Below are 12,698 nucleotides of genomic sequence, written 5' to 3' on the forward strand. Positions count from 1 at the left end.
ATAAAAATTAGAAGAAGTAGAACAAACTACAGTGCATTGCTGTTATTTTTCGATAGTCAGAGCGCATGTAGGACAAGGTTGTTTCGATGCCGAACCATTGCCTTCCTTTTAGGTTTCGGGCATAGCCCATACGCATCGATAAACGTTGTGCGTTCTCTCCACGCAGCAAATAGGGCGTGTAGGCATGGGCATCGACAAACTTGTCGAAAGGAATGGGCACCGAATAATAATTTTTTATTCCCTGCCGCATGTCGAGAAGAAAGTCTGCCACAAGACTGTTTTTAGTGTTGCTCATGGCATAGCCGGTGCCAAGCGATGGAGAAAAAGAGTGATTGGTTATCTTCATTCGTGGCGAAACATAACTCTCTTGGTAACCATAATAGTTAGCTGCCGCCATCATGTATACCTGATGCCCTATGGACAAAGGCAGAATGTACTTAGCACGTAGGTCTACAGACTGGCTCCGGGCTTTGTATAGCTGTCCGCTTCCCACTTTTTTCGCATCATAAATGTATTGCTCTTTATTTTGTATTTGGTTTTCGTAAATATTTTCCACGCCTTTTTTGACATTTTCGTTGCCCATCAATTGTATGTGCAAGGATGAGCTTTCGAACCGCCTGTCCAGTACTACTTGTTGGCTGAACCTGTGGGTGTGAAGTTCGAATAGGTTTTTGAACGAAGTTTCCTCGGTGCAGGCGTGGCGGTAATTGTATGACAGATGGGTGGCAACGTCCCATTCGTCTTCAGTTTTCCCGTCTCTTTGCCAGAGCATTTCGGTCGTAACCCCTTCTATTTTTTGTGTCCTTCCGTATGCCAACGTACCTTTGCTCTCCTGACGATGCCATTGCCCAAATCCATAAAACTGGAAAAAACGTATGCCGTCTGACACCGTGTTGGCCGATATGGACTGCCTGTTTAGCTCGGGTGTTACCTTGATGGCGTAAAGATTTTGGCGGTGAACGTATGCCATGTTTAGTCCCAATGTTAACCAATAAGAGTAATTTGACTGCTTGGGGTTGTCTGGACGTGACTGCGCAATGCCTTCATATAGGGCATCGATACCATAGTAGAGCTTGCCCAATCGGAAGCCGTAGCCTCCTTTAAGATAATAAACTTCTTGGCGCAGCCATCCCTTGGACAGCGTGTCACCTACAAAATAGGGTTTGTAAAGTTCTGGTTGGGTGGCATAATTATATGTCACACCGTCTTTGCCACGGTATATGTAAGTCGCGTTTCCGAATATGGTACCATGATTGGTGCGGTATGTTCCTGATGCGGCTATGTCTCCATCAAAGAGTTTGCATCCATTGTACGATAGATATTTTCCCGATGTATTGACATGGTTAATGCTTGATTTGAGTATGTTGACATTATCGCGACGGTGGCTTTTGAAGTAAGTGCTGCTATCGTTGAGCGATTGCATGAAATGGAAGAGCGCGGCATTCTCACGCATAAGATGTACGGCGCTGTTCTCAATATCAGTATTATGAAATGGCATTGGCTCAACATAGGGGGAACTGGCCAACCTGTCTCCACTCAACAGATAGGTTAAGTTGTTCTGCGCGAAAATATTTTGAACGCTAATAGATAGCAACAAGCCGATAATGTAAATAGGTGTTCTCATATTGCTTAAAAAACGTTGACCGTGAGTTCTGCGCCAAAGAATGGTTTGTGCCAGCTTCGCGTCGTTTGATAATATGCATTTACATATTTAGGATTAATCTGTATAATATTGTTGGCGAAGAACGAAAGTTTGAACGAGCGCCCCATCTCCTTTGTCAATTTTATATTCCATAGAAGCGAGACAGGCGCCTTGTTTTCGTTGTACCGAGCGCCTATAAATTCACGTTTGAGCGATTGGAGTATTGGATTTCGTTCCAAATCTTCGTAGCGAAAACGATGAATGACACCATCACAATCGAGGTAATTTGCCGGATATATATCGACATCCTTCCCTAATCTGCTTTTAGTGAACCATACGGTCTGTATAAAATTGGTAAAGATGAGTTTCCATTGGGGTAGTCTTGTGTTAATCCACATGTTGGTATTGAGGCTTGATGCATATTTTTTTTCAAATCCATCGTATAGTCCCACGTAGGGATAAGGCTTGTCGTTCTGGATAGTGCCTGGCCAATACATGACAGGAACACCGTCGGTATAGATGGTATGATAGTAAGCGCCATTGACCTCTATGTCTGACTTTATTGCAGTTAGGGTGGGAATGTGTATTCGGTATTCCAATCCTTTTTTGATTACTTTCGCGCTGTTTTTGGGCATTCGATTAGATAAAAAAGAGTGCATGGTCCGAGAGAGGAAGTCCTTGCGCGAGGGCCTTGTGCTAACGGGATGTTTCAATTGATAATAATAGGTGTATGCCACTGGCTCGTATTGCGTGAAGTATTCGATGCCATCGTTCATCTCTTCATGAAACGCCGACAGGTTTATTTTCCATCCATGACAAGAAAAGTCGTAGCCTATTTCCCACTTTTTGTTTTTGTTTTCATGCAGACGTGGATTGGAGGGGTCGGCTATATGCGTGTCAAGTATGAGACGTCGCTTGCTCTCGTCGTTGAAGTAGGCGTTCATAACCATCAAATCATGGTATACCTTATCAGGATACAGATAGTCGGCAGAGGGCAGCTTGTTTTCAACTCCATATCCTATGCGAAACGTGTTTTGCATGTGATGAGACCCTGTTATGGTATAAGCCAATTGTATACGAGGCTCTAACAACGGTTTGCCGTGCAGGTCATAATGTTTTGGGAGATTGAGCATCATGGCCTCTCTAACACCTATGCGCATGTTAACCTCGTTACGTCGTGCCTGAAAACGCAATGTCATCTCTGCAAACGCGGCCTGATTGACCAATGCGGGGATGTCGCTGTTCTTGCGCGGACGTATGAAACTGCTTGTTGGAAATGGAGGACGTTGAGGGTTCATAATCGTTCCGTCTCCTAAGTTTTTGGTATAATTCAGAGAGGATCCGAGTAACAGGTTGTAGTTTAGGCATTTGCTCCACTTACCAAATTTTTGTCCACAAAGTTGTGCGAATGTATTGATAGGACGATTGATAATTTCATAATATGTGTCGTAGGTAGATGGCAGGAAGATTCCGTCGTGCTCACCTTCGCCATAGGACTGTGGCATGGGAGTGACAGAATGGTTGACAACATGCTTGTGATGTTCCAATTTGTTATTGGTATAGTCTGTCGACGTCACCAGTTCTATATAGTCAATCCATGGTAGTTCGAGAGCCATCTTCAGTTTGGCAGAGAAGTCAAGGCGTTGGTATAAAGTGTTATATTTCTCCTGATAAGCCTTGATCAATGCATCTGTCTTGTTGTTGTTGAATGATGTCACACAGCTTCCGCGCATGTTTAAGTCTATGGTTTTGCCCCACCACTGACATTTGTTGTTATAATTAAGTTGTGTTGTGACGCGGTTGTACGCTCCGCGCGTGTCGGCAATATCTGCGGCAGACTGCACAATATCTGCACCAATATATAGCGTTCCCAACTGTTCCGACAACAAAAAGCCCTTGCCAACATATGCCAGTTTGTTTAAAGGGTCAAACTTTGCTCTTATCCTTAATGGGCTTTTGCCTTGCTTCAAATCTATTTTGATAGCTCCAGAGCTAAGGTTGCCTTCTTTGGCCGACGATATTCCTCGTGTAACCGTAATGCGTTCGATATGGTCTGTGGATATGGTTCGCAGGTCTATCCCGGTGTTGGCAGTCACATTGCCGTTAGGGTCAGCCATAGATGATCCTGTCAGTCCGCTCAGCTGCATACGCATGCCATCATTTTGTATGGGCACTCCATTGATAGAAACACCCATTCCAAAGGCAGTGGCAAGGTCTGTTCCCACCTGCCGAGAGCTGATAAGTGTGTTATTTTGAATGTTATTGCTGCCCATCTTTCCACCTGGTAACAATACAAAAATATCATTCAAAGACGTGGGCTGTATGTATTCTAAGGCTTCTTGGTTGATTGTGGCCTCGCTTCCAATTTTACTATTATATTTGGCGGTAACAGTAAAGTCGCGTAGCGTAACACTTTGCTCGAGCATCGCAACATTCAGAGACGTGGTGCCTGCCTTGACGCTTATCTCTTGTGTGGCATATCCCATGCATGAAATCCTGAGTCGGTAATCACCGCTAAAGGCATGGTGAAAGACATACTGCCCCTGTACATCAGCCATAACGCCCTTGCCAATTTCTATAGCATAGACGCTGGCAAAACTCACGGGTTGCATGGTCTTGCCATCGTATATTTTGCCTTGTAGAATGTTTTGTGCGAGCGAAACAGATGCAAGGCTTAACTGAAACACAAGGGAAAGAAACAATTTGTAGCGCATAAAGATTAGATACAATATATGAAAACGACACTAAGACGCACGCGTAGTGCACCTTAGTGTCGTCGTTTAGTGCAGCTGATAAAGGGTTGCACGCTCAATCAGATGTCTATTTTTTGATATAGTTTTTCTGCCCATTGGCTATAACAACAAAGTCGTCAGTGCTGTTGTTGGTATCTTGCAGATAACCTTTTTCGGCCGTTTTACGTTGTACAAACAGACCTTTGAAGCCGCCCATCATGCCCGGCGTGTCGTCAATCAATACGGCACCGCGATCAATGTTATTTGGCAGAGCCTTGTGAACGAGCGATCCTTTAGCGCCAATTTCAACACCATCGATGATCGTATTGGTCGGAAGGATAACATAGTCTTGCTTTTTTGTCATATAAGCATTGGGGTTGTTCATTGTCACCTTGTTCCCATTGCAATATTGAGTAGCGTCTTCTTTTGTTTTTACAAGCATAATAGAGATGCCTCCTCCATATCCCCATTGAAAGGCTTGGAACGTAGAGAAGTTTACAATCATGTTGTCTACCTCTGGATTGTCAACCGTCGTGGCATATTGGTGGGGAACAAAAATCTCGAAGTTGGCTCCTGTCAGATTACGCGCTTTCGCCTTCTTTCCACCTTCACTATGGTCTACGGCCGAATGCGCAATGACTATGCTTTGGCCGGGTTGCACGAGGTGTTCACGCCCTTTGCCGGGAATAGTGTAAAGCTGACTGATGACAATTTTGTCCTTTTTGAGGTATTCGGTCATTTCTCCGGCTTCTGAATCATTAGGGTCTGCAGCAATCGCGATACTTAAACCGTCTGCGTACAATGGTTGGTTACTGATATTTTTAATGGTGAGATATTCTTCAAAATAATTTCGATCGTATGCCCCATCGTTTGAGGAACAGTTGAAAAACAGCTCGTCCAAGACAAAGGTCTTGTCTAAAGTCTCAAAAATAGGTTTGACGACAAGTTTCAGTTCGGCATTCTTTTGACTGAGCGTATAATTGTCTATTGCGCCATACATGGTGCAAGCACCATTCTCTGCGTCTTCTGCTGTTATTTTGTATGTACCCTGTGGGAGTGTTGCTGTGGCAATCCCCTTGTCATTGACGGTAGCCGTAGTCGTTGCTCCCGATTTTTGTTCGGTTAGTTTAACCTGAAACTTAGTGTACATGGAAGCGTCATTTACGCCTTCAATTTGTATGGATAGCGCACACAGTTGATCTTGCTCATCTTCCGAACATGAATATAGCGTAATAAAGGAAAGTATGGCAATAAACATCCATAATAGCTTTTTCATTCTTAAATAATTTAAAGGTTTGAATATGTATAATAAAATATTGCTTGCAAAGATATAAGTAATAACGCTCTGCTACAATACCTAATAATAGGTATTTATAAATATGTTTTATACTATATCCTTGCCATTAAATAAAAGAGAAAATACAAGATGTTACAGGTTTAAGGTTAATACCATACCCTGTTGTTTTTACCATTCGGGCTGCCCTGTCTCATCATGCAATGAACTAGCAACTAAAACTTGACTGACGCGTTGACTTTGTGAGTAAAATGAAATTACCAAATTTCGATAATTATTTCCAAGGCATTTAGCGAGTAAAGCGCCATGTTTTCACTGTCAGTATTGGTTAAATTTAGCAGAAAATTTTACAGGCTCTGCGGTTGGTATCCTTTGGTCGTGCGGTTTGGGCTTATCCATTGTGTGACAGAAGTCTTCTCGTCGTGTGACTAAGCCTTAACCGCATGGCCGTTTGATACCCAACGGCAGACGACAAAAAAGGCCGCGGTAAAGAAAACAAGATAAATATCTGATTGTCAATTGCCTACATTTTACATCAAATTTCGAGAATCTCGGAACAAAGGGTGTTTGTTTTCAAATTCTCAAAATTTGAGAGAATGTTTGTCAAGAAAATTGCGAATGATAACGGTAAGCCTATGCACAAAACAAGCAAAAAATTGAGAAAAATCAAGAGTTATATTTATCTTAATCGAAAAATGTGCAAAAAGTTGTATATAAAAAATAAAAGTCATAACTTTGACCCTTTCATTTAAAAACATGGACATGTTGGAGGGCTTTCGAAGACCAATGCGGCATGAGTGCTCCTATGTTCTAAGACATTAACAAAACAGAATGCTATACCCCTTAGAGCTTTAAATAACCAATTTGAGAACCCGAGTAAATCAATAAGGGATATGTCACAAATTACAAATAACCCTAAAATGAGAGAGATTAGAATGAGAAAGAAAACTTTGCAATTCCTCCTGGCTGCGGTGTGTGCTACCATACCATTGCCAGGAAGTGTTGTGTTGGCCAACACTGCCGACATAGTCATGGAAGTAGCAGGCAAGCCGATGACTGTAAAGACAGCACTGAACTACATGAAGAATCACTTGGGTTACTCCATAAGGTATAACGTCAAGGAGATTGACCTCAACAAAACAGTAACTGTTGACTTCAAAAACACCAGCGTTGCCTCAATGCTTGAGCAGATTCTGCAGAATCAGAACCTCCATTGGAAAATGACAGGTAAGACTATCACTATCAGTAAGGCACAGCAAAAATCAACAACATCGCGTATAGTGCGGGGAACGGTAATAGAAGAATCGTCTGGAAAGCCATTGATAGGGTGCACCGTAAAATCACTGCAAACCGGCAGACTTGCGGTGACAGATATCGACGGGAACTACTCTATTATGGCTATCCCGGGGGAGGAGCTTGAATTCAACTATCTCCAATATACCACGGAACGAAAGAAAGTAGGTGCTGACGGCAGGGTCAACGTACGGATGGCAAGTTCGACCGTGGAGCTTTCGGACATTGTCGTGACAGGTTACCAGAGGATGAAGAAATACAACATGACGGGTAGCGTTAATGTGATCGGTAACGAGAAAATAGACCTCCGGTCCAGCAACGATTTGCTATCTATCCTTGAGGGCGAAGTGCCGGGGCTGACTGTCTACGACGGCGAATACCGCATTCGTGGTGGTGCATCTCTTAAATCAGGGAACAGCCCTCTTATCATCGTCGACAACTTCGAGGCAGAGCAGCTACCGGGGAACATGGACCAAATAGAATCGATAACAGTTCTGAAGGATGCGGCAGCAACGGCTATATGGGGATCACGGGCAGCAAACGGCGTAATTGTCATCACGACGAAACGCGGTAAAACGGAGGCTGCAAAGATAAGCTACTCCGGGAACGTCAGGATCACTGCCAAGCCCAACTACAATGCCCTGCACCGTGCAAGCTCTGCCGATATTGTTGCCTATGACAGAGATGCCTATAGGGGCGGATTCTATTTCCCAGGATTTTTCGACTATAACACAAACGGGTATTCGCTCTCACAGGAGATTCTGAAAGATTACTTGGTAAACGACCCATCAGAGCTTACCGATGACAGGCTCAAGGAAATGGACACCAGGCTAAATGACCTTGCCCTGCAGAGCAACAAGTCGCAAATAGATGACTTGCTGCTCCGTCATGCCCTGAGACAAAACCACATGGTGTCGGTATCAGGAGGTAGCGACAAAATCAATTACCTCGTCTCCGGAAGCTACACGGGGGGACATTCAGCCTATCAGCAAGGTGACACACAGAAGATGTTTGAGATAAATTCAAGGCTGACCGTGCACTTGCTTGATAACCTGAAATTACGCACTGACGTATATGCAGCATTTACACGGAACAAGAACGGATATACCCCGATAGCATCGGATATCTACAACCTCTATCCATACCAAATGCTGAAGGATACCAAAGGCGATTTAGTTTACGACTATGCCTCGTTCAACCGCGAGCAAGCTCTTTCAATGATCAAGGATTATGGCTATGCCAATGAAGGCAAAAACATCATCGAGGAAGTGCAGTTGGCCGACAACACTACACGAAACACCAACTATAAGGTTTCAATGGGGTTGGACTACATGTTACTTAAAGGACTGTCGTTGAATGCTGACTACCAATATGAGAAGCTGCTATCGCGCACGCAAAACATATCCTCAAAAGACAGTCACAACACAAGACACCTGATCAATAGCATGGCAGTGCCCGGTAATGATGGTAAATTGACATATAACCTGCCACAGGGAAATATTCTGGATCACTCACAGTATGACGCAGAATCTTGGATTCTCAAGCTGGGAACAACACTTAACCGATCTTTCGGCTCTAACGGCGAACACTATGTTAATGCCGTAGCGGGACTTGAGATGCGCGAACACCATCGGCTGAACGAAAGCTATCGTAAACTGGGATATAACACTCAGACACTGAATTGGCAGCCTATCGACCAAGTAGCTCTGCAAAATGGGTATTTGTGGTGGAACGGCGAACAACATATTTATGACGCATCCTTTTACGACAGCTTTGGTGATGTGAAAAACCGCGAGTTGTCTTATTTTCTATCAGCCATCTACACCTACGACAAACGCTACACAGGATCGGCAAGCCTTCGTATCGACGAATCGAACCTCTTTGGCGCAAGTCATAAGTTTCGTAGAAATCCGATATACGCATTTGGCGCAAGCTGGAATATCAGGAATGAAAAGTTCTTCTATTTCAAACCGATAACGTCCCTGCTACTTCGTACCTCGTTTGGACTTACCGGAAACTTCGACCGATCAGGATCGACGACTCCCGTAATGGTTGGGTACAAACGATACTTTTCGACTATCAATGATAACGTTATCCGACTGTCAACCCCGCCAAACGCCAAGTTGAGATGGGAGCGCAACCGTTCTGTTAACGTTTCTCTTGACTTTGGGTTCTACAATCGCATCAACGGCACAATAACGTATTACAATAACTACTGTTATGACCTGCTCGGCAACACGCTCGTAGACCCGACGAACGGATATACATCGGCAAAGATCAACGCAGCTGACATGCGCAACCACGGATGGGAGCTTGATCTATCAGCAGATGCAATTAGTAACAAGAACTGGACATGGAACCTTAGATGGGTCTTCGCTTACAACAAGAACAAGATCATCAAGAACAAAATCACGGAAAGTGAAGCACACTTAGACCGCGTAACAGGTACAACGCAATTTGTGGAAGGGTATGCACGTGAAGCCATCTGGAGCTATAAGTGGGCCGGCCTTGACGAGAAGGGTGAACCGCAAGTGTATAATCGCAAGGGCGAGAAAACCTACGACATCGCAACCCTTGATCCGGAAGACTTGGAATACAGCGGTACTTACCAACCAAAGTATAATGGTTCGATGACCTCAAGTCTGCGATTCCGCCAATTGACTCTGAACCTCATGTTCGTCTATAATTTTGGACATGTATTCCGCGCTGAATACCCAGGACTGAATCCTTATGACGCCTCACCGTCAATGACAGATAAGGTTGCGCTGCGCTGGATGAAACCGGGAGATGAGGAAAAAACCGATGTCGCTTGTCTGCCTTCAATGAAGGATCTGTGGGCAAACACCTACTACCGCAGCCATGCATGCAAGTATTCCTCAAACAGCATCCGCAAGGGCAATATGATCCGCCTGCGCGAAATACTGTTCAACTACGAGCTGCCCAATTCATTATTACGACAAACATTCGTTAAGCGGCTATCGCTTACCCTGCAGATGAACAACGTATGGCTGTGGACGGCAAATCGCGAGGGCTACGACCCGGAAGCGATAGATCCACTATCGGGCAGATTGTCCCTGCCTCAGCCCTTCTCTTTCACTATGGGCTTTAAGTTAGATTTCTAATTCGTATAGCAACAAAATAATGAAAAAATATATAGTAATGCTCACTATAGCAGCAGCAATGACTGCATGCAGTGATTTCACAGAGATTATCCCCAAAGGTAAGGTCATCCCGACTACAACGGAAGATTACCGAGAGATGACCATAGACGTGGCGAATTCTTCAACAGGTTTTCCAATAGCAAATGTTAGCTGTGATGACGTTTTCAGCACCGACCAAAACGGGGTGAGTGCTACAAGCAAGGCATACTTCTGGTTGGAAGACTTCTACAAAGTAAATGAAAATGATGACGCATGGAACAAAACCTATGCACACATCTACGTCATGAATGTTGTCATTGGCAATGTCATGGCTTCGACAGAGGGAACCACGAGCGAGAAGCAGGCAATACTTACAGAAGCAAAGGTGTGGCGCGCATACTATTACTGGTATCTGCAGTCACTCTATGCCAAAGACTATAATGAAGCGACAGCGGCAACTGACCTCAGTGTACCACTTTCGCTGACGCCTGACTTGGAAGCCAAATTGCCTCGGGCTACCGTTCGTGAAGTGACGGATCAGATATGGGCTGATCTTGACGAAGCCGAGAAAATTTTGCCGGACCAGGCTACAAACGCGTTCCGTCCAACAAAAGGTGCCGTATATGCCCTCAAGGCACGTATCCTTTTCTATGAGCATAAATATAACGAGGCGGCGGAACAAGCCAGGCTTGCACTTTCCGTCAACAACTCCTTGTACGACATGCGTACATGGACCTTCAAAAAAAGCAGTAAGCCAAGTGCCGGCATTAATGGACGAGAAATACATAACTATAAATCCCCTGAGAAATTATGGTATATGAGCAACAGTTTCTCATCCCTTATAACTTCATTCTGCATCAGTGATGACCTTAAGGAACTGTATGACGAGGGCGACCTGCGTTTCAAGTTCTATTTCAGCAATCTCACCCGTACAGGAGGACCCTGGGAAGATGGAAGATATCGCTATCTGCAGAACCTTGACTACAGCTTCTCCGTCCCGGAAATGATGCTCATTGAGGCAGAGGCATTGGCACGCAATAATGACAGTAAGGCACTGGACATTATCAACAAACTCCGCATCAAAAGAATAGACACAGAACACTATAAACCACTGACAGCCAACAAGGAGACTTCTCTTCTTGACATTGTCCTGAAGGAACGCAGAAGGGAACTTTGCCTGAACAGCCTGAGATGGCTTGACATGAAACGCTTAGCAGCAGAAGGAATTTATAAAACTGTGCTAAAACGCGAGTTTAACGGTGTGACATATAAACTGGAACCTAATTCAAAGTTGTATGTGCTGCCCATCCCCCTGCAGGTGCTGTCGCTCAACAAAAACATTATCCCCAATAACCGCAAATAACATCTCATATAGCAAATGAACAGATTGTCATTCCTATTCTTGTCGTTATTGATGTGCCTGCACATCCAAGCCCAGAAACCAACGACATTTCATGTCAGACTCGACAAGGCGTTCCAAGGCAAGGTGTATCTATGCTGTATCAAGGACAGACTCACACAAGTGGATTCTGTTGAAGTCAACGGATCGGCTTTCTCAATCTCACACAGCATTGACCATCCCGATGAATATACACTGGTAAGCAGGCCCTTCCGCTTTAACACTTCCGTTCTCGCAGAACCAGGAGTGCAATATACTATCACGATGGAAGGTTCTGATGGAAAAGTTATCCAAGGTGGCAAAGAGCAGGCCCGAATAGATAGTCTTAACTCTGTCCTTGAGCCATTGAACGACAGTATGCAGGTAATTAGTCAAAAGTATTCCACTCTGAAAGAACAAGGGAAAGATGAGGAAGCTGAGAAATGGCTTGAGCCAAACAACGCCTTGTTTACACGTGCCGTTGACATCAAAGCAAAATTTATCCAGTCTGACCCGAACAGCTTGGCTGCAATGATAGTAGCCTCTGAGCTGCTTTCTTCAGACTACCCCCTGCTTTCACGCTTGCATAAAGTTCTTTCATCAAGTCCGTATACATACACCAGGGCATGGAAACGCTTTGATAACGACTTCCGTCAGGTGTCTGCAAAGTGGATACAGGACAAGGAAGCTCCAGACTTTATCACCAAGGACATTAATGGTAAAGTGGTCAGGTTAAGTGATTTTAGAGGCAAGACAGTACTGCTGGATTTCTGGGCATCCTGGTGCCTGCCATGCAGAGCGAAAATGAAAAAGCTGAAAGCCATATATCCAGAGCTCACAAAGCAAGGTATAACCGTTGTCAGCATCAGTCTCGACGAGGACATTGAAGCATGGAGGAAAGCAAGCCGTGAGGAAGGAATTTCATGGACAAATACATGCGATGTAGTGCCGTTTAATAAAAACAAAATAGCACAGGCCTATCAGGTATCATTTATTCCTCAACTGTTTTTGATCAGTCCGCAAGGCTTTATTACAAGTCAAAGTCCAAACTTGAATTCTCTTATTAAAAAATAAATTATCGTGTAGGAGGTAGATACTAATCGCAAGTACTTACCTCCTACTTTTGTATTTACAGGTCTTTCACATCACCGTACGCTCCGTCTGGGATACGGAGGTTTTTGCTTTCTCACCTCGCGATATGTAGGAAGTTATTTTTTAG

General features: G+C 44.2%; 6 protein-coding genes. 3 read left to right on the plus strand and 3 right to left on the minus strand.

What is annotated here, in order from left to right:
• Window positions 1-7 precede the first annotated feature (7 nt).
• The 3 genes from HMPREF0645_RS02245 to HMPREF0645_RS02255 form a co-directional block, all read right to left on the minus strand.
• Window positions 8-1,624 (minus strand): DUF6850 family outer membrane beta-barrel protein, encoded by a 1,617-nt coding sequence (locus HMPREF0645_RS02245; RefSeq protein ID WP_007173205.1) that lies wholly within the window; start codon window positions 1,622-1,624, stop codon window positions 8-10.
• A gap of 5 nt (window positions 1,625-1,629) precedes the next feature.
• Complete coding sequence (locus HMPREF0645_RS02250) at window positions 1,630-4,356, minus strand: TonB-dependent receptor (protein WP_007173206.1); 2,727 nt, start codon at window positions 4,354-4,356, stop codon at window positions 1,630-1,632.
• A 106-nt stretch (window positions 4,357-4,462) separates the two neighbouring features.
• Window positions 4,463-5,650 (minus strand): DUF4876 domain-containing protein, encoded by a 1,188-nt coding sequence (locus tag HMPREF0645_RS02255; RefSeq protein ID WP_007173207.1) that lies wholly within the window; start codon window positions 5,648-5,650, stop codon window positions 4,463-4,465.
• Between the two features lie 953 nt (window positions 5,651-6,603).
• On the opposite strand from HMPREF0645_RS02255, the gene HMPREF0645_RS02260 reads away from it, so the two are divergent.
• Genes HMPREF0645_RS02260 through HMPREF0645_RS12940 form a run of 3 tightly spaced genes read left to right on the plus strand, consistent with a single transcriptional unit; the run spans window position 6,604 to window position 12,553 of the window.
• Window positions 6,604-10,083, plus strand: a complete 3,480-nt coding sequence (locus HMPREF0645_RS02260; protein WP_169305446.1) for a SusC/RagA family TonB-linked outer membrane protein — start codon at window positions 6,604-6,606, stop codon at window positions 10,081-10,083.
• A 19-nt stretch (window positions 10,084-10,102) separates the two neighbouring features.
• Window positions 10,103-11,464 (plus strand): RagB/SusD family nutrient uptake outer membrane protein, encoded by a 1,362-nt coding sequence (locus HMPREF0645_RS02265; RefSeq protein ID WP_007173210.1) that lies wholly within the window; start codon window positions 10,103-10,105, stop codon window positions 11,462-11,464.
• 51 nt (window positions 11,465-11,515) lie between these two features.
• Window positions 11,516-12,553 (plus strand): TlpA disulfide reductase family protein, encoded by a 1,038-nt coding sequence (locus HMPREF0645_RS12940; protein ID WP_007173211.1) that lies wholly within the window; start codon window positions 11,516-11,518, stop codon window positions 12,551-12,553.
• The last annotated feature ends 145 nt before the right edge of the window (window positions 12,554-12,698 follow it).

It is taken from the genome of Hallella bergensis DSM 17361 (genome assembly GCF_000160535.1).
GTDB classification, from domain to species: domain Bacteria; phylum Bacteroidota; class Bacteroidia; order Bacteroidales; family Bacteroidaceae; genus Prevotella; species Prevotella bergensis.